The organism is Bradyrhizobium sp. 1, assembly GCF_023073315.1.
Lineage (GTDB): Bacteria > Pseudomonadota > Alphaproteobacteria > Rhizobiales > Xanthobacteraceae > Bradyrhizobium.
Map to the genome: position 1 here is coordinate 246,057 of NZ_JADPJH010000037.1, position 18,157 is coordinate 264,213.

Below are 18,157 nucleotides of genomic sequence, written 5' to 3' on the forward strand. Positions count from 1 at the left end.
GATCAGGCGGCCTTTGCGGGCGCGCTCGCCGCGGGCTTGGCCGGCGGCTTCAGCGGCTTGTCCTGCTTCTTCGACCACGAGATGTAATAGGCCACCGTCGTCATGATCGCGATGCCGGCGATGCTGACGAAGAGCTGCGCGAACAGCGAGCCCGAGCTCATCGACAGCTCGAAATGGCCGACAAAGGACAGGAAAACGCCGACGCAGAACACGGCGAGCGACTGCTGGCCACACACGATCACCGGATCGAACACCTTCCACTCCAGGCCCGGCCATTCCTTCGGCACGAAGCGGATCACCAGGATCACGATCACGACGAAGTGGATGAAGCGGTAGGGCGCGAGGTTGGTCTTGTCGTTCGGGTTGAAGGCCGAGAACAGCCATTCCGGGAACATGGCGGCGAGGGTCGGGAAGCGGCCGGCCATGGTCATGACCAGCGCGAAGGCGAGATAGGAGAGGCAGAACCACAGCGTAATCGGCGAGTTGATCACCGCCCCCGAGCGCCGCGCCCCGCCCAGAGCGCACCAGGCGCCAAACACGAACAGCACCTGCCAGGCATACGGGTTGAAGTACCACTGGCCGGCCGGGTAGGCGTTCAGATTCCAGCCGAAATGGCGCGCGCTGAGCCACAGCACGATCGACAGTGCCATGGTCAGATCGGGCTTGCGCAGCATGAACCACAGCACCGGCGGAAACAGCCCCATCAGCACGATGTAGAGCGGCAGCACGTCGAGATTGAGCGGCTTGAAGCGCAGGAACAGGCCCTGGCGCAGCGTCTCGGTGGCATTGTCGACGAGGCCGGCGACGTTGAACTCGTTGATCATGTCGGAATCGCCGAACCGCAGCGCGAGATAGCTGATCGAGGCGATGTAGATCACGAACAGGATGATGTGGGCGACGTAGAGCTGCCAGACCCGCTTGGTCAGCCGCGTGGCGCCGACGATGAAGCCGCGCTCCAGCATCATCCGCGCATAGACGAAGGAGGCGGTGTAGCCGGAGATGAAGACGAACAAATCGGCGGCGTCGGAAAAGCCGTAATTGCGCGTCGTGATCCAGTTCACGACGTTGTCGGGGATGTGGTCGAGGAAGATCGCCCAGTTGGCGACGCCGCGAAACAGGTCGAGCCTGAGGTCGCGGCCTTTCTCGGGGAGCGTTGCGCTGACGTTCAAAAAGGCCATGCGACGGGAGCTTTCGAAGGGGACGGACGCGTGAGGGGCGGATTCTTGGGGAACGGATTCTTGGGGGCGGTGAGGCGGGGGTGCCGGGCGGGATCCCCCGGGCGGACGGCGGGTACGCAATTGTCACGGTGCAGCATAATGACTATACCCGTCGACGAGGCATCCGGGGGCCCGGAATCACCGATCAGTTCCCGAAAGGTGTCTCTATACTATGCCCGCGGTTTCCACCAACCGCTACCGTGACGCATCGAATTCGAACGAAAAGACGAGGCCCGGACCACCCATGACCGCACGCATTTTCAAGCCCGCCAAGAACGCGATGCAATCCGGCCGGTCCAAGACCAAGGAATGGCAGCTCGACTACGAGCCGGAGCAGCCGCGCTCGGTCGAGCCGCTGATGGGCTGGACCTCGTCGGGCGACATGAAGCAGCAGATCACCCTGCACTTCCAATCCAAGGAAGAGGCCGTCGCCTATTGCGAGCGCAAGGGCATCGCCTACCAGGTGATCGAGCCCCAGGATTCGATCCGCCGCCCGGTCGCGTATTCCGACAATTTCTCGTTCCGGCGCGGCGAGCCCTGGACGCACTGAAGATCATTCTCGTCCGAGACATCGTCATGCCCGGGCAAAAGCGCGAAGCGCGTCTTCGCGCAGATGTCCCGGGCATCCACGTTTGGCCGGCCAGGACGGAGAAGGCATCCAGCGCCGAGACCCTTGGCAGCGTTTTCACCCCGTGCTTCGTTGGCGGTCATGACACGACCATGACGAGGTGGGGGAATGGCCGGGCGTGACCAGCTCGACGGCGTCGATCTGAAGATACTGTCCGAGCTCCAGCAGGACGGGCGTATCCGCAACAACGAGCTGGCGCTGCGCGTCGGCGTCTCCGCACCCAACTGCCTGCGGCGGCTGAAATCGCTGTTCAGCCGCGGCGTGATCCGGGCGATCCGGGCCGTCATCGACGAGCGGCTGCTCGGCTACGAGGTGGTGTCGTTCGTCTCGATCCAGCTCGGCAGCCAGGCCCAGCCGGTGCTGGAGGCCTTCGAGAGTTCGATATCAGCGATCCCGCGCATCCAGCAGTGCTGGCGGATTTCGGGCGACACTGATTATCTGCTGAAATGCGTGGCGCCGAGCGTCGAGAGCATGCGCCAGCAGCTGCTGCATTTCGCCGCGATGCCTGATGTGAAGAACGTCCGCAGCTTCCCGGTGCTGGGCGTCGCGAAGGATGTGCCACTACCGTTGCAAGAGGGCGTGGCGGCCGTGTCGGCGAGGTAAAGCGACTGCGCGCTTCCCGATATGGATAGGGCAGGAATTTCCGTAAAACAGAAGTATTGAACGATCAAATACATTAGTAACTCATATAACTGAGATATGTTATTTAGACAGTCCTGCAATGCGCTGAACCGCGATTGTCGGCCTCCGTGCCCCGCCTACATGCAAGGTGTAAATGAACCTTGGCGTGCGCCGCCTGCCGAGGACTCTTCCGTGGGACTCCGAAGCAGGAAAAGACAACATGATTTCGACCTCGAAGACGTTCGCCGCTTCCGCCGCGACGCTGTTCGCCTCTGCGTTTCTCATGGTGACGGCGCCGGCTGCGAAGGCCGACGACTACTGCATCATCAACGGCAACCAGGCTGCCCACGGCTGTGGCTATCCGACCATGGAAGCCTGCCGTCAGGCGTCCGCCGGCATCGGCGGCATGTGCTCGCAGGCGGGCGGCGCGAAAACCAATGAGAAGACCAATAGCGACGCGCTCGCATTCCAGTCGAAGCAGACCCGCGCGAAGACGCGTCCGGCCAGGGACACGTCCTCGAACTAAGCCGATATCTCCAGTTCAGGCGTAACGATGCGGCCTCTGCGTTCGATCGCGGAGGCCGTATTTGTTTGTCGGCTTCACCGATACCGGCCGCGAAATTCGCGAGGGGAGGCGCCGGTCCAGGTGCGGAAGGCGCGCGAAAAACTCTTTTCGTTGCGGAAGCCAGCGATTTCCGCGATCCGCTTGATCGGCGCTCGCCCGCGCATCAGCTCCTGCTTGGCGAGCTCGAACTTTGCCTCTTCCTTGAGGTCGCGCAGCGAGGTCGCTTCCTCGCGCAGGCGCCGGTGCATGGTGCGGGTGGAGAGCGCCAGCTCGCTTGCGACATCCTCGGCGCCGAGACTGCGTCCGCGCGCATCGCGCAGCACGCGCCGCACGCGCTCGACCAGCAGCCGGTCGCGCCGATAGGGCAGCACGGTCAGGCGCAACGCGCCCTTGAGCATGCTGTCGAGATCGGCGGCGCTGCGCGTGAGCGGCAGCGACAGATAATGCTTGTCGAAGGTGATGGACGCGCGGTCCGCATCGAAGCGGATATTCCGGCAAAAGATGGTCGGGTAGACCGAGACATGGCCTGGCTCTGGGTGGGGGAATTCCGCGGTGCGAAGTGCGATCCTCGAGTCCACCGCCCAACAGGAGAAGCCGAGCGCATAGCGGAGCAGGGTGACCAGGCAGAATTCGCGCAACGGTCCGAGGTCGCGCAGCTCGCGGATCGACACGGTCGCGGCCTCCTCGCCGACCGCGAGGTCGAGCAGCACGTCCTCGGTGAGCAGGCGATGATGTCGGCACCAGCGTTTTAGCGCGACTTCGAGCGTCGGGGCTGTGATCGAGGCGCGGCACAGCATGCCGTAGCTGCCCCATGGCAGCCGGCGCGAGAACCAGCCGAGTGCCTCGTCGTCGAGCTCGCGCATGGCGTGGCCGGCCAGAGCCTCGAACTGGGCGGCCGTCACCCGCCCGTCCGGAGAATTGACAAGGTCTGGCGCTACCTGACCCCGGCTCAGCGCCTCCTGCGGATCGCGGCCGTATCTGGCATAGGCGGCCACCACGCCGCGGACGAAGGCGGCGGGGGTCACGGCGCGGCGTGGGAGCGCGGTTGCGGTCTGAAAAGGCATCGGATTCCTTTCGGAAATCCTCGCCAAGTTTGGCGGAAAATGCAACCTTTTCGACTGCAGAAGGGCCGTGATGCCGTTAGGTTCGGTCCCCAAAATACGGAGGAATCGCCTTGAACATCCCAAGCATCGATTTCGATCTGGGCGAAGACGTCGGCATGCTGCGCGACACGCTGCGCGCTTTCGTGGAGGCGGAGATCGCCCCGCGCGCCGCCGAGATCGAGAAGGCCAATCTGTTCCCGGCCGACCTCTGGAAGCGCCTCGGCGACCTCGGCCTGCACGGCATGACCGCGCCGGAGCAATATGGCGGCTCGAGCATGGGCTATCTCGCCCACATCGTCGCCATGGAGGAGATTTCGCGCGGCTCGGCGGCCGTGGGCCTGTCCTACGGCGCCCATTCCAACCTCTGCGTCAACCAGATCAGCCGCAACGGGAACGACGCGCAGCGCCAGCGCTATCTGCCGAAACTGATCTCCGGCGAATATGTCGGCGCGCTCGCGATGTCCGAGCCCGGCGCCGGCTCCGACGTCGTCTCCATGAAGCTGCGGGCCGACAAGCGCGGCGACCGCTACGTGCTCAACGGCTCGAAAATGTGGATCACCAATGGCGGCGATGCCGACGTGCTGGTGGTCTACGCCAAGACCGATCCTGAGGCCGGCCCGCGCGGCATGACCGCCTTCCTGATCGAAAAAGGCTTCAAGGGCTTTACCCACGGCCAGCATCTCGACAAGCTCGGCATGCGCGGCTCCAACACCTATCCCTTGTTCTTCGACGAATGCGAGGTGCCGGAGGAGAACGTGATGGGCAAGGTGGGCGAGGGCGTCAAGGTGCTGATGTCCGGCCTCGACTATGAGCGCACGGTTCTCTCAGGCGGCCCGCTCGGCATCATGGCGGCGTGCATGGACGCTGTGGTGCCCTACATGCACGAACGCAAACAGTTCGGCCAGCCGATCGGCGATTTCCAGCTGATGCAGGGCAAGCTCGCCGACATGTATGCGACCTGGCAGTCGGCGCGCGCCTATGTCTATGCGGTCGGGCGCGCCTGCGACCGCGCCGACCATGCCCGCAGCTTGCGCAAGGACGCTGCGGCGGCGATCCTCTATTCCGCGGAGAAGGCGACCTGGATGGCGGGCGAGGCGATCCAGGCGCTGGGCGGGGTCGGCTATACATCCGAATTTCCGGTCGGCCGGCTCTGGCGCGATGCAAAGCTCTACGAGATCGGCGCCGGCACCTCGGAGGTGCGGCGCATGCTGATCGGTCGCGAGCTGATGGCGGAAACGGCTTAAGACTCTCACCTGATTGGAATCCACATGTCGCTCCATTCCAGTATCGATCCGTCTTCATCTGATTTTGCGCGCAATGCCGAATCCATGCGCGGGCTCGTCGCGGATCTGCGCGAAAAGCTCGCCCAAGTCGCCGGTGGCGGCGGCGAGGCCTCGCGCAACCGCCACACCTCGCGCGGCAAGATGCTGGCGCGCGAGCGTGTCGACCTCCTGGTCGACCCCGGCACCTCGTTCCTGGAGTTGTCGCCGCTTGCGGCCTATGGCCTCTATGGCGGCGACGTGCATTCGGCGAGCGTCGTCACCGGGGTGGGACGCATCGCGGGCCGCGAATGCGTAATCGTCGCCAACGATGCCACCATCAAGGGCGGCACCTATTACCCCATGACCGTGAAGAAGCATCTCCGCGCGCAGGACGTGGCGCGGCAGAACAATCTGCCCTGCGTCTACATGGTCGATTCCGGCGGCGCCTTCCTGCCGCTGCAGGATGAGATCTTTCCGGACGAGCGGCACTTTGGCCGCATCTTCTACAACCAGGCGCAGATGTCCTCCCAGGGCATTCCGCAGATCGCGGTCGTGATGGGCTCCTGCACCGCAGGCGGCGCCTACGTGCCGGCGATGTCGGACGAGAGCATCATCGTGCGTAATCAAGGCACCATCTTCCTCGGCGGCCCGCCGCTGGTGAAGGCCGCGACCGGCGAAGTCGTGACCGCGGAAGAGCTCGGCGGCGCCGACGTGCATTCGCGCCAGTCGGGCGTCACCGATCACTACGCGCAGAACGATGCCCATGCGATCGGCATCGCGCGGCGCATCGTCGGCACGCTCAAGCCATCGACGCGGCCGAATCTCAACATGCATCCGCCACGTGATCCGCTGTTCGCGGCGGAGGAGATCTACGGCGTGGTGCCGGTCGATGGCCGCAAGCCCTTTGACGTGCGCGACATCATCGCCCGTGTCGTTGATGGCTCCGAGTTCGACGAGTTCAAGAAACTCTACGGCACGACGCTGGTGTGCGGCTTCGCCCACATCTGGGGTTATCCGGTCGGCATCATCGCCAACAACGGCATTCTCTTCAGTGAAAGTTCGCTGAAGGGCGCGCATTTCATCGAGCTGTGCTGCCAGCGTGGCATTCCCCTGGTGTTCTTGCAGAACATCACCGGCTTCATGGTCGGCAAGAAGTACGAAGCTGGCGGCATCGCGCGCGACGGCGCAAAGCTCGTGACGGCGGTTGCGACCGCTTCTGTGCCGAAATTCACCGTCGTGATCGGCGGCTCCTACGGCGCCGGCAATTACGGCATGTGCGGCCGCGCCTACTCACCGCGCTTCCTCTGGATGTGGCCGAATGCGCGCATCTCGGTGATGGGCGGCGAGCAGGCCTCGATGGTGCTGAGCCAGGTCCGCCGCGACAATATCGAGGCCAAGGGCGATAGCTGGTCGAAGGATGAGGAAGAGACGTTCCGCAAGCCCATCCGCGCGCAATATGACAGCCAGGGGCATCCCTATTACGCGACCGCGCGACTGTGGGACGACGGCGTGATCGACCCCGCCGACACGCGCCTCGTGCTCGGTCTTGGCCTCTCGGCGGCGTCGAATGCGCCGATCGAACCGACGAAATTCGGCCTGTTCAGGATGTGATGCGATGGACCGCCAAAAACTCTACCGCCGTTTTCGCACGCTCCTGATCGCCAACCGCGGCGAGATCGCCTGCCGCATCATCCGCACCGCCCGCGCGATGGGCCTGCGCACGGTCGCGGTCTATTCCGAGGCCGACCGCGACGCCATGCATGTCGCGCTCGCAGACGAGGCGGTGCTGCTCGGGCCCGCGCGGGCCCGCGACAGCTATCTCAATGTCGAGCGCCTGATCGAAGCCGCGCGGAAAACGGGTGCCGAGGCGGTGCATCCCGGTTACGGTTTCCTGTCGGAGAATGCAGAGTTCGCACAGGCCTGCTACGACGCCGGGCTCGTCTTCGTCGGTCCGACCGCCGACATGATGAATGCGATGGGCTCGAAGTCCGGCTCGAAAGCGCTGATGGAGAAGGCCGGCGTGCCGCTGGTGCCCGGCTATCACGGCGAAGCCCAGGACGACGCCACGCTGGCGAAGGCCGCGGACAAGGTCGGCTTTCCCATTCTGGTGAAGGCCTCTGCCGGCGGCGGTGGCCGTGGCATGCGCGTCGTACGGTCTGCAGACGAACTTGGCCCCGCGATCATCAGTGCCAAGCGGGAAGCAAAAGCCGCGTTCGGCGACGACCGCATGCTGATCGAAAAATATGTCGACAATCCCAGGCATATCGAGGTGCAGATCGTCGGCGACAGCCACGGCAATCTGCTGTCGCTGTTCGAGCGCGAATGCACCTTGCAGCGCCGGCATCAGAAGGTGATCGAGGAGGCGCCGTCGCCGACCCTGAGCCCGGCCCAGCGCGAGACGGTTTGCGCCGCCGCGCGAAAAGCGGCGGGCGCGGTGAGCTATGTCGGCGCCGGCACCATCGAGTTCGTCTCCGACGGCAAGGACGTGTTCTTCATCGAGATGAACACCCGTCTCCAGGTCGAGCATCCCGTGACCGAATTGATCACGGGGGTTGATCTCGTCGAATGGCAGCTGCGCGTCGCCTTCGGCGAGGCGCTGCCGTTGAAGCAGGATGAGATCCGGCTCCATGGCCACGCGGTCGAGGCGCGTGTCTACGCGGAAAACCCGACCAAGAATTTCATGCCGTCGGTCGGCAAGATCTCGACCTGGCGCTTGCCGGCCGAGACGGGCGGCTTACGCATCGATGCCGGCTATCGCGAGGGGGATACCGTCTCGCCCTACTACGACGCCATGCTCGCAAAGATGATCGCATGGGCGCCGACGCGGGATGTCGCGATCGAGCGGCTGAACCGCGGGCTTGAGGAGTCCGACGTCCGCGGCATCGTCACCAACATCCCGTTCCTCTCCGCGCTGATGACGCACCCAAAAGTGCGGACCAATGCGATCGACACCGGCTTCATCGAGCGCGAGCTGGCGGTGCTGACTTCCGCGACGCCGGCGCCCGGCGAGCTCGAGCTCTGCGCTGCGGTCGCCGCTGTTATCAATGACGAGCGGCAGGCCGCGCAAGCGGGCGCGAATTCGCCCTGGCAGACTTTTGGCTGGCAGCCGGTCGGCCGCCGCCAGCGCAGCTTTGCCTTCCGCGTCGGCCACGGGGGCGAGCAGAAGGTGTCGCTGTACTACGGCAGCGGCCCGTCGACGCTGGTCATTGGCGAGCGCGAGCTGGCGTTTGCCGTCGTGCCGAAGGACGGCGGATTCGATCTGACGCTGGATGGCGTCAAATCGTCAGTCGCGGCTGTGATCACCGGCCACGAGCTTTACTTGCGCACGCGCAACGGCCGATTCGACCTGCACTGGGTCGATCCGTTCGGCGGCGAGACCGAGGAGCAGACCGGCGCGGACAAGATCGCAGCGCCCTTGCCGGGCACGGTCGTCGCCGTGCTGGCCGAGGAGGGAGCAAAGCTCGAAAAGGGTGCGCCGATCCTCACCCTGGAAGTGATGAAGATGGAGCAGACGCTGCGCGCGCCCTATGCCGGCGTGCTGAAATCCATCAAATGCAAGGTCGGCGACATCGTGCAGGAGGGCGTCGAACTCGCCGTGGTCGAGGCTTCCGGTGAGTGACATGAGCGATCCCGTTCGCATCATCGAAATGGGGCCGCGCGACGGCCTCCAGAACGAGAAGACGCCGGTCAGTGTCGAGGCCCGCATCGCCTTCATCGAGGCGCTGGTCGGAGCTGGCCTCGATACGGTCGAGGTCGGCGCCTTCGTCTCGCCCAAGGCGATCCCGCAGATGGCAAGCTCCGACGCCGTCTTGCGCGGCGTCAGCCACGTCAAGGGTGCCGAATTCCATGTGCTGGTGCCGAACGAGAAGGGCTATGACGCCGCGTGCGCGGCGGGCGCGAAAGTGGTGTCCGTGTTCGCTGCGGCCTCCGAGGGCTTTTCGCGCGCCAACATCAACTGCACGGTCGCGGAGTCCATCGACCGGTTCAAGCCGGTTCTCGCGCGTGCCAAGGCCGACGGGGTGAAAGTGCGCGGCTATATCTCCTGCGTGCTGGGCTGTCCGTTTGACGGCGAGATCAAGCCGAAGGCGGTTGCCGATCTCGCCAACACGCTGTGGGAGCTCGGCTGCTACGAGATATCGCTTGGCGACACCATCGGCGTCGGCACGCCTGCTAAGGCCAAGGAAATGCTGCGCGCGGTGGCCGCCAACATTCCGGCGGCAAAACTCGCGATGCATTTCCACGACACCTATGGGCAGGCGCTCGTCAATCTCTATGCCGGCCTCGAGGAGGGCGTCCGCGTCATCGATGCAGCCGCCGGCGGCCTCGGCGGCTGCCCCTACGCGCCGGGCGCGACAGGTAACGTCGCGACCGAGGATGTCGTCTACATGCTCGAGGGCATGGGCATCAGGACCGGTGTCGATATGGAGAAGCTGCTGGCTGCCACGAACGTGATGAGCGGCGTGCTGGGCAAACCGCCCGTCAGCCGCGTGGCGTCCGCGCTGAATGCGAAGAAGCGGTCCGCTTCCTAGCTTTGTAGGGTGGGTTAGCGAAGCGTAACCCACCACTTCTCTTTCCGCGGTGGCAAAGTTGGTGGGTTACGCCTTCGGCTAACCCACCCTACGAGACCTTTGTTCAAGCCGCCTTCAGCCCGACATCCGGCAAACGTGGCCGGTTCTTGAGCGCCTTGACCATCATGGCCTCGACCTCGGCCTTCTCCTGCGGCAGCAGCGCGAGACGGGGCGGGCGGGTCAGCGCGGTGCCGCGGCCCATGATGTGCTCGCACAGCTTGATGCACTGGACGAGGTCGGGGCGCGCGTCCAGATGCAGCAGCGGCATGAACCATTCGTAGATCGGCATGGCTTCGGCAAAACGGCCCGCCTTGGCGAGGCGGAACAGCGTCTCGCCCTCGCGCGGGAAGGCGTTCGACATGCCGGAGACCCAGCCCACGGCGCCCATGGCGATGCTCTCGACGATGACGTCGTCAAGGCCCGCGAACAGCACGAAGCGGTCGCCCACCATGTTCCTGGTGTCGATGAAGCGCCGCGTATCGCCGGAGGAATCCTTGAAGCAGACGACGGTCTCGACGTCGGCGAGCGTGGCGAGGATGTCGGGGGTGACGTCGTTTTTGTAGATCGGCGGGTTGTTGTAGAGCATCACCGGCAGGTCGGTTGCGGTGGCAACCGCGCGAAAATGCGCGGCGGTCTCGTGCGGCTTCGACGAATAGACCAGCGCAGGCATCACCATCACGCCGTCGATGCCAACGCGCGCGGCTTCCTTCGCCGTCTCGACCGCGAACGCCGTGGTGAATTCGGCGATGCCGCACAACACCGGCACGCGGCCGGCGGCGACGGACTTCGCCGTCTCCATGATCGCGACCTTCTCCTTGCGTTCCAGCGAGGTGTTCTCGCCGACCGAGCCGCAGACGATCAGGCCGGAGACGCCGTCGCGGATCAACCCATCCATCACCTTCGCGGTCGCGTCGATGTCGAGCGAGAGGTCGTCGTGGAATTGCGTGGTGACGGCCGGGAAGACGCCTTCCCAGGTAACGCGGCGGCTCATGAGTTCACTCCAGGTGACTTGTGACAAGTGTATTGCCGGCGGGGGGCTGGGTCCGCCGTGCGTTGTGAAGAGGATGGCGGGCGGGATCAGAGCGTCGCGCCGACCTTGCGCAGTTCGGCGAGAACGGGGGCCTTGGGCAGCCAGATCTTGTCGAACTCGGCGATGACGGCCTCGGTGTCGCCGGCCGGGACCTGGCGGATGGGGATCGGCGCGTTCTTGAAATTCTCGATCAGCGCGGGCTCGTTGGAGGCGAGCTCGTCGATCTGCGCGTCCAGCGTCGCCTTCACGGTCTTGGCGATCAGCTCGCGGTCGGCTGCTGGCAGCGTCTGCCAGACCCGGCCCGAGACCACCGCCGCCATCGGCATGAAGACGGCGTTCATCTGCAGGATCACTTTCGACACCTTGTCGAAGCGCTGGTTCCAAGAGAATTCGAGATCGGCCTCCAAGCCATCGACCTGGCCGTTGGCCATGGCGTCGAACACCTGTGGTGTCGGGATCGGCGTGGGCGCAGCACCCAGCGAGGAATAGAAATCGCGATAGACCGGCGTCGGATTGATGCGCAGCTTCATGCCCTTGATGTCCGCGAGCGTCGTCAAATCCTTGGACGAGAACACCGCACGCATGCCGGTGATGCCCCAGCCGAGACCGATGGTGCCGGTCTCCTGCGGCAGCACCTCGAACAGTTTTACCGCCGCCGGATGCCGCACGAATTTTGCCACCGCCGGCGTCGAGCGGACGATATAGGGCGCATTGATCGCGGCGATGTGGGGCACGCGCGAGCCGAGCTCGGCGGCCTGGATGAAGCCCATGTCGAGCGCGCCGGACTGCAATTGCTGCATCATCGCGGGCTCGTTGCCGAGCTGGCCGGAGTGGAACACGGTCATGGTCAACCGGCCGTTGGTCGCAGCCTTGAGTTCGTCGCCGAATTTGATCGCGGCCTTGTTCCAGGAATGGCCGTTGGGCGTGATCAGGCCGAGGCGGAATTCCTTGGCCTGGGCGAGCGCCAGCGACGGCGCAAACACCGATGCGGCAGCACTGGCGGCGAGAAAGCGGCGGCGTGAAAGCGGCATGGTCGGGCTTCCTTTTGGACGGGTCTATTTGATCAGGATCAGCGAGAGCGAGGGATAGAGCGAGAGCAACACCAGCAGGACGCAGGAGATGACGAAGAATGGCAGCGTCACGATGAACATCTTGCCGGGCTTGGCGCCGGTGACGGCGGCCGCGACGAAGAAGCAGAGCCCGACCGGCGGCGACAGCAGGCCGAGCACGAGGTTGATCACCACCACGACGCCGAAATGCCGGGGATCGATGTGATAGACATCGGTTGCGACCGGCAGCAGGATCGGCACCGTCATGATCAGTCCGGGAATGCCGTCGATCACCGTGCCGATCACCAGCAGGATGACGTTGCAGATCAGCATGAAGCTGATCGGGTCCTTGGCGGCCGTCTGGATCCACGCGGCGGTTTGCTGCGGCACCTTGCCGAAGATCAGGACCCAGGAGAACACGGCCGCGGCTGCGACCAGGAACAGCACGATCGCCGAATAGATGCCACTGCGCAGCATCATCTGCGGCAACTGCGAGAACTCGAATTCCCTGGTCCAGTACTTTCCGACCAGAGCCGCGGCGACTGCACCGACAGCGGCGGATTCTGTCGCATTGGCGAGGCCGCCCAGAATCGTGCCGACGATGACGATCGGGATCAGCAGGGTCGGCGATGTCCGCAGGATCGTCATGACGCGCTGGCGCGGCGTCTGATAGTCGGCGCGAGGATAATTGTAGACGTATCCCATCAGCGCGATGACGAGGCAGAACATCACGGTGAGGATGACGCCCGGCACGATGCCGGCGATCAGCATGTCGCTGACCGAGACCTGCGCGAGCACGCTGTAGACCACGAACATCACCGAGGGCGGGATGATCGGGCCGAGCATGCCGCCATAGGCGGTCAGTCCCGCCGCGAAGGTCTTGTCGTAGCCCTTCTTCTCCATCTCCGGCACCATGATCTGGGCCATGATCGCGACCTGCGCGGTCGCGGATCCCAGGATCGAGGAGATGAACATGTTGGCGAGGATGTTGACGTAGGCGAGCCCGCCCTTGAGCGAGCCGACGAACGCCATCGCCATGTCGACGATGCGCCGTGTGATGCCCCCGCCATTCATGATCTCGCCGATCAGGATGAAGAGCGGGATGGCGATCAACCCGTAACTGTCGACGCCGCCGAACAGTTGGAGCGGATAGGACTGGAATAGCACGGGATTGCCGGACGCTGCGATGTAGACGAGGCCGGCAAGGCACAGGCAGAGCCCGATCGGCACCCCGACCAGCATGATCGCGAGAAAGGCCGCTGACGTGATCATCAATTGACCCCGTCGAGTTCGGAAAGCTGAAATCCCTTCGGCGGCGTGCGCGGAACCAGTTCCAGGTCTTCCAGCAAATTGGCGAGGCCGTGAATGGTCATCGACACCGCGAAGATCGGCAGCGTCAGATAGAGCACCCAAGTCGGCCAGTTCAGCGTCTGAGTGTGCTCGGTGTAGAGGAAGTTGAAGGTTTCGGCGGCGAGCTTGCGTCCGTCGAAGCCGGCGCGCGCGAGCCCGATCGGGTCCATCCAGAGCATGCAGGTGATGATCAGGGCGACGCCGAACACGACGACGAGGACGGTCGAAATCACCTTTGCGATCTTCTGGTGCCGCAGTGAGAGACGCTCCGTCAGCATCGTCACCGCGAAATCGAGCCGCAGCCGTGTCATCGCGGAGGCGCCGACGAAAGTCAGCCAGACCACGCAATAGACCGCGGATTCGTCGATCCAGTAGATCGGAAAGTGCGCGTAGCGGGTGACGACATTCACCAGGATCAGGCCGGTGAGCAGGTACATCAGGCCCATCAGCGCGATGCGCTCGACGGCGAGCAGGGCACTGGACGCACAGATGACCATGCGTCGAACGCTGAACGCACGCGTGGCCGGCATCGTCTGCTCGATCATGAAAGAGGGCCCCAACCCCGGAAATTTATCGTGCTATCGTCAAATGTATAATTTATACATTTTTGGTGTCAAACGGAGATTGCGGTCATTTCGGCGGCAGGACGCGCGTTTGCTGGGCAGCGGGCTTGTGTGGCTATTCGGCTTTTGCCGGGCGCCCCACCATGCAAGAGAGAGACCGCTTCGCGCCGATGAGTCGGGAAGGACAACGGAAGGTCAGATGAAACAGCCTCTGAAGCATCGCACGCTGTCGGCTGCGATCGTGGACCAGCTCAGGCAGGCGATCCTCGACGGCACCTATCCGGCCGGATCGCAGTTGCGCCAGGATGCGCTTGGCGAGACCTATGGCGTCAGCCGCATTCCTGTGCGCGAGGCGCTATTCCAGCTCGAGGCCGAAGGGCTGGTGCGGATCGTTCCGCAGAAGGGCGCCATCGTCTCCGAGCTGTCGCTGGACGAGATCAACGACGTGTTCGACCTGCGTTGCATCCTGGAGCCGCGGCTGCTGGCACAATCGGCGCCGCATTTCTCCGCGGACGATCTCGATGCGCTCGACGACATCCACAGGCAATTCGAGAAGGCAATCAAGGCGAAGAATGTCAGCGACTGGGGGCAGCTCAATGCCGACTTCCATCTCGCGCTCTATATGCACGCCCCGCAGCCGCGCACCCGCGCGATCGTGCTGTCTCTGCTCCAGACCAGCGACCGCTACACGCGCCTCCAGCTCTCGAATACCAAGGCGATGGGGATTGCCGAGAAGGAGCACGCCCATCTGATCGCGCTTTGCCGCGCGCAGAAGGTCGAGGAAGCCTGCCGGTTTCTGGAGCGGCACATCGAAGCCGTGCGCAAGGACTTGCTTCAGGTCGTTGGCGGCGGGGCGATGACGCCACGGTCACGGCGAAAGAGCCACTAAACGAGGTTTTCTCGAGCCACTGCGACAACTTACTCGTCCAGGACAGGCATCTGACGTTTTACCTGCGTCGAGAATCCGGGACAGAGCTTGCGCGAAATTGCCTTGCTTTTGTCACACGTCAAGGTAGCTTAGAACGATATATTCTAGGTTGCCAATATTGATCGTGTCTACTGCATCCGATTGCTGGAGGCTGCCGTGCGCGTCGACATTCAACTCCCAACGACGGATCCTCAGGGCCATACGTTCCTGACATGGGTACCGGTCAAAGCGACGGCCCGTATGGCTGACGCGTCAGGCGCATCCAATCCGGCACGCGTCACGCTACAGAACGGAGGAGTGAACGGAGGCGGTCGCCTGGCGTTCGATTCGGTTCGCACCGATGCGGGAGCGGCCGAACTCGATCTTGAACTACCTACTGATGGCACCGCCGTCGAGTTCTGGGTGGCGGGCGAATTCCAGCATCCCAGCAGTGCCTATGGGGATGTCGCAATCGATGTGATGGCGTCCGGCACCCAGGTCGGCCGGCGTGAAATGATGGTGCGTATTCGCAAGAATGCGGTCAATCTCTCTGCGGCGGAGCGCGACCGTTTTCTGCTGGCGTTGGGCAAGCTGAACAACGCCGGCCACGGTGTATTCCAGGGCTTTAGAGACGCGCATGTGACGGACTCGCTGGACGAAGCGCACGGTTTTCCTGGTTTTCCAGCGTGGCATCGCGCTTATATGCTCGATCTGGAGCGCACGTTGCAGGAGATCGATTCGAGCGTCACCTTGCCCTATTGGCGCTTCGACGAACCCGCTGCGGCGCTTTTCGATAGGGCGTTCCTCGGCATGCCGCCGGTCAACCCGGCTCAAGGTGACACGATCCAGTTCCCCCACGGTCACGCGCTGGAGTTTTGGAAGACCGACACCCTCGACTCCATTGATCGACGTCCGACCTTCAACATCAATGGAGCTCCGCCGGCGCAGCTACTCGGACGGCCGAACGTCATTTCGCAGGCCGAGACGATGTTGCTCGGTATGCAATACGACCGATTTCGCCGCATGGAAGGCGCGCCCCACGGACGGGCGCACACCAGCTTTGACGGTCCCATCAACCTCCCCGCCACGGCTCCGAAGGACCCGCTTTTTTTTCTGCTCCATGCAAACGTCGATCGGCTCTGGGCGTTCTGGCAGTGGTTCAACCAGCGGACGGATTCACCTAACTCGGCAACCTATTCAACTGCTGGTGCGCCCCCCGGACGGCCCGGTCTGATCGGACATAATCTCGGCGACACGATGTGGCCATGGAACCAATCAACTACGCCGCCGCGACCGACCTTTCCGCCGCCGCGAGGACAATTCCCGACGTCTCCGACCACGCCGCGTCCCGGACCTCAACCAACGGTCCGGGATATGATAGATTGGCAAGGAATCCACGGGGGTGATCCCTTGGGTTTCGACTATGATGACGTTCCATTCGAACTCCACGCTGGAGGCGTCGCATGAAGGCCAAGGACTATCGAGAGCAGGTCGCCGCCAGGCTCCGGGCTACGACGTTTGCTGCGCCGACCACGCCCGAGCCGCCCGTGGTGGCGTGGAGAGCAGCCTTAACATCGTTGTCGAGTCCATCCAGCTCTGCCGATACCCGCAAGGAGGCCTTGCAGTTGCTGCAGTCGGGAACCTTTCTCGTGCGTGAGTTCGATCCCGTGCGTGCCGAATATGTCGACGCCCTGCGGCGGTCCGCGAGCGACCCGAGCGAAGACGTCCGTCGTTACGCCTTGGGCATCCTGATGAGCCAGAAGGACGATTTCGCGCGAAGCAGGCTGGTCGAGGGCCTGCAGGGCACTGCCGCGGCGCTGCTTCCGCCGGCCGCTGCGTTGTCCCTCCTTGCGAGGGATGATCACGCCTCTATCGGCGCCGTGGCAAATCAGATCCTCAAGAGCAATACCGATCCCGCTGTGCGTATGCAGGCCGTTCGCGTCCTGGCCAGAGACCCGAGCTCTGTTCAGGGCCTGGAAGAAATTTTGCACAACAAGGAGGAGTTCAGGGAGGTCCGCCGTGCCGGAGCGGTTGCTCTGAAGAATCTGGATCCCAATCGTTTCGTTCGGAGCGCCACGACGATCCTGAACGACGAGAACGAGTTTCCGGATATCAAGTCGACGGTCGGCGGCGCTCTGGAGCTCGACGGCATCGTGCCTAATGCCACGCGGCCCGGACCATGATCGAATCCACGCGTCTGCCTGACGATGTTGCGGCAGCCTTGCGCGCCGCCACTCGAGCGGACCGTGATCTGCTTGCACTGCTCCACGAAAATGCCCCGCTATATCAGGGCAAGGCTTCTTCCGAGGTCGAGCGCCTTCGGGCGCTTATTATGGTCGGACTGGTCAAGGCGGGCTTCGCAAGCGAATTGCTTCCTTATGCGATCGAGGAGTTTGAAACCGGGACCGACGCTTATGCAATCGCCGCGGCCGCGCGCGTCGTTCGTGCGGCACCGAACCTGCCGAACGGTATCGGGGTGTTGATCAATCGTGCAGTCGAGCGAGTTCGTCGGCGCAATCAGTTCGTCATTTTTGAGGACGGGGCGTCGGCTCCAGAGCATCCGCCCGTGACGGCGGTCGATGAGGTGATGGCGGCCTTGTCGGCTCTCAATCCGTGCCGTTGCGCCGCGCCAGGCTCCGGAGAGGACATGCTGGTATCGGCTCGGCACCGGCCGGTCCCGGAGCAGGTGCATGCTGCGTGCTGCCACCAAGGCCGGGCCAGCGAAGCGGTAGAGCGAAGCCCAAGGCCCATCGTCGGTACGGTTGCTGGGGTCAGCGATATCGAGATGCAAGATCAAGATGGACGGTGCACGCAGTTTGGAGATCTGTTCGGGAAGCGAGTAGGACTCGTCGCATTCTTCTACACACGTTGCATGACCCCGGAAAAGTGCTCACGAACCGTGAGCCAACTTGCGGAGGTGGCAAGGTTGATGCGCGGGACCAAGGCCGATGGATCGGTGATGATTGCCGGGATCACTTACGATCCAGCATATGATTTGTCCGAGCGGCTTCGACGATATGGCCGGGAGCGGGGACTGACATTCTCTCAAGACTGCCAGCTTCTGCGCACGACCGGGTCCTTCGACGCATTGCGTGATCGTTTGCAGCTGGGCGTTGGCTACGGTACATCCACCGTCAACAGGCACCGCATTGAACTGATACTGATCGACTATTCAGGCGACATCGCGCAGGCGCATGTGCGTCGTCTTTGGGACGCGCGGGACATGGCAGACCAGCTTCTGTCCATGCATGATGAAGCCAAGCATCGCGCGCAACCTCAAGCTACCTGAGCGAT

At 63.6% G+C, this 18,157-nt stretch carries 17 protein-coding genes; 11 read left to right on the plus strand and 6 right to left on the minus strand.

Annotated features, from left to right (window positions below; all coding sequences use genetic code 11):
* Positions 1-2: 2 nt before the first annotated feature.
* Complete coding sequence (locus tag IVB29_RS35590) at positions 3-1,178, minus strand: OpgC domain-containing protein (protein ID WP_247508087.1); 1,176 nt, start codon at positions 1,176-1,178, stop codon at positions 3-5.
* A 283-nt stretch (positions 1,179-1,461) separates the two neighbouring features.
* Between IVB29_RS35590 and IVB29_RS35595 the strand changes: the two genes are divergently transcribed.
* The 3 genes from IVB29_RS35595 to IVB29_RS35605 all read left to right on the plus strand — a co-directional run bounded on the left by IVB29_RS35595 (position 1,462) and on the right by IVB29_RS35605 (position 2,992).
* Positions 1,462-1,767, plus strand: coding sequence for an ETC complex I subunit (locus IVB29_RS35595; protein WP_247508088.1), 306 nt, complete (start codon positions 1,462-1,464; stop codon positions 1,765-1,767).
* A gap of 186 nt (positions 1,768-1,953) precedes the next feature.
* Positions 1,954-2,448, plus strand: a complete 495-nt coding sequence (locus IVB29_RS35600; RefSeq protein WP_247508089.1) for an Lrp/AsnC family transcriptional regulator — start codon at positions 1,954-1,956, stop codon at positions 2,446-2,448.
* A 238-nt stretch (positions 2,449-2,686) separates the two neighbouring features.
* Positions 2,687-2,992 carry a DUF3551 domain-containing protein gene (locus tag IVB29_RS35605; RefSeq protein WP_247508090.1) on the plus strand — a complete coding sequence of 102 codons (306 nt, stop codon included), beginning with the start codon at positions 2,687-2,689 and terminating at the stop codon, positions 2,990-2,992.
* Positions 2,993-3,066: 74 nt separating this feature from the next.
* Here the strand turns inward: IVB29_RS35605 and IVB29_RS35610 are convergent, their stop codons facing one another.
* A complete protein-coding gene (locus IVB29_RS35610) occupies positions 3,067-4,095 on the minus strand; it encodes an AraC family transcriptional regulator (protein ID WP_247508091.1) in 1,029 nt (342 codons plus the stop codon).
* 110 nt (positions 4,096-4,205) lie between these two features.
* Between IVB29_RS35610 and IVB29_RS35615 the strand changes: the two genes are divergently transcribed.
* Genes IVB29_RS35615 through IVB29_RS35630 form a run of 4 tightly spaced genes read left to right on the plus strand, consistent with a single transcriptional unit; the run spans position 4,206 to position 9,925 of the window.
* Positions 4,206-5,378, plus strand: coding sequence for an isovaleryl-CoA dehydrogenase (locus tag IVB29_RS35615; protein WP_247508092.1), 1,173 nt, complete (start codon positions 4,206-4,208; stop codon positions 5,376-5,378).
* A gap of 24 nt (positions 5,379-5,402) precedes the next feature.
* Positions 5,403-7,007 carry a carboxyl transferase domain-containing protein gene (locus tag IVB29_RS35620; protein WP_247508093.1) on the plus strand — a complete coding sequence of 535 codons (1,605 nt, stop codon included), beginning with the start codon at positions 5,403-5,405 and terminating at the stop codon, positions 7,005-7,007.
* Between the two features lie 4 nt (positions 7,008-7,011).
* A complete protein-coding gene (locus IVB29_RS35625) occupies positions 7,012-9,015 on the plus strand; it encodes an acetyl/propionyl/methylcrotonyl-CoA carboxylase subunit alpha (RefSeq protein ID WP_247508094.1) in 2,004 nt (667 codons plus the stop codon).
* A gap of 1 nt (position 9,016) precedes the next feature.
* Positions 9,017-9,925, plus strand: a complete 909-nt coding sequence (locus IVB29_RS35630; protein WP_247508095.1) for a hydroxymethylglutaryl-CoA lyase — start codon at positions 9,017-9,019, stop codon at positions 9,923-9,925.
* A 103-nt stretch (positions 9,926-10,028) separates the two neighbouring features.
* On the opposite strand, the gene IVB29_RS35635 is transcribed toward IVB29_RS35630, so the two are convergent.
* The 4 genes from IVB29_RS35635 to IVB29_RS35650 form a co-directional block, all read right to left on the minus strand.
* The gene (locus IVB29_RS35635; protein ID WP_247508096.1) at positions 10,029-10,955 is read right to left on the minus strand and encodes a dihydrodipicolinate synthase family protein; all 927 of its coding nucleotides are present in this window, start codon (positions 10,953-10,955) and stop codon (positions 10,029-10,031) included.
* Positions 10,956-11,041: 86 nt separating this feature from the next.
* Positions 11,042-12,025, minus strand: a complete 984-nt coding sequence (locus IVB29_RS35640; RefSeq protein WP_247508097.1) for a TRAP transporter substrate-binding protein — start codon at positions 12,023-12,025, stop codon at positions 11,042-11,044.
* A 24-nt stretch (positions 12,026-12,049) separates the two neighbouring features.
* The gene (locus IVB29_RS35645) at positions 12,050-13,315 is read right to left on the minus strand and encodes a TRAP transporter large permease (protein ID WP_247508098.1); all 1,266 of its coding nucleotides are present in this window, start codon (positions 13,313-13,315) and stop codon (positions 12,050-12,052) included.
* The gene (locus IVB29_RS35650; RefSeq protein WP_247508152.1) at positions 13,315-13,923 is read right to left on the minus strand and encodes a TRAP transporter small permease; all 609 of its coding nucleotides are present in this window, start codon (positions 13,921-13,923) and stop codon (positions 13,315-13,317) included. Before IVB29_RS35650 ends, IVB29_RS35645 begins: the two co-directional genes overlap by 1 nt.
* A 232-nt stretch (positions 13,924-14,155) precedes the next feature.
* On the opposite strand from IVB29_RS35650, the gene IVB29_RS35655 reads away from it, so the two are divergent.
* The 4 genes from IVB29_RS35655 (at position 14,156) to IVB29_RS35670 (ending at position 18,152) form a co-directional block, all read left to right on the plus strand.
* A complete protein-coding gene (locus tag IVB29_RS35655; protein ID WP_247508099.1) occupies positions 14,156-14,845 on the plus strand; it encodes a GntR family transcriptional regulator in 690 nt (229 codons plus the stop codon).
* A gap of 195 nt (positions 14,846-15,040) precedes the next feature.
* Complete coding sequence (locus IVB29_RS38335; protein ID WP_247508100.1) at positions 15,041-16,330, plus strand: tyrosinase family protein; 1,290 nt, start codon at positions 15,041-15,043, stop codon at positions 16,328-16,330.
* Complete coding sequence (locus IVB29_RS35665; RefSeq protein WP_247508101.1) at positions 16,327-17,046, plus strand: HEAT repeat domain-containing protein; 720 nt, start codon at positions 16,327-16,329, stop codon at positions 17,044-17,046. Before IVB29_RS38335 ends, IVB29_RS35665 begins: the two co-directional genes overlap by 4 nt.
* On the plus strand, positions 17,043-18,152 hold the full coding sequence (locus IVB29_RS35670; protein WP_247508102.1) for an SCO family protein: 1,110 nt from the start codon (positions 17,043-17,045) through the stop codon (positions 18,150-18,152). The genes IVB29_RS35665 and IVB29_RS35670 overlap by 4 nt, the downstream gene beginning before the upstream one ends.
* Positions 18,153-18,157 lie beyond the last annotated feature (5 nt).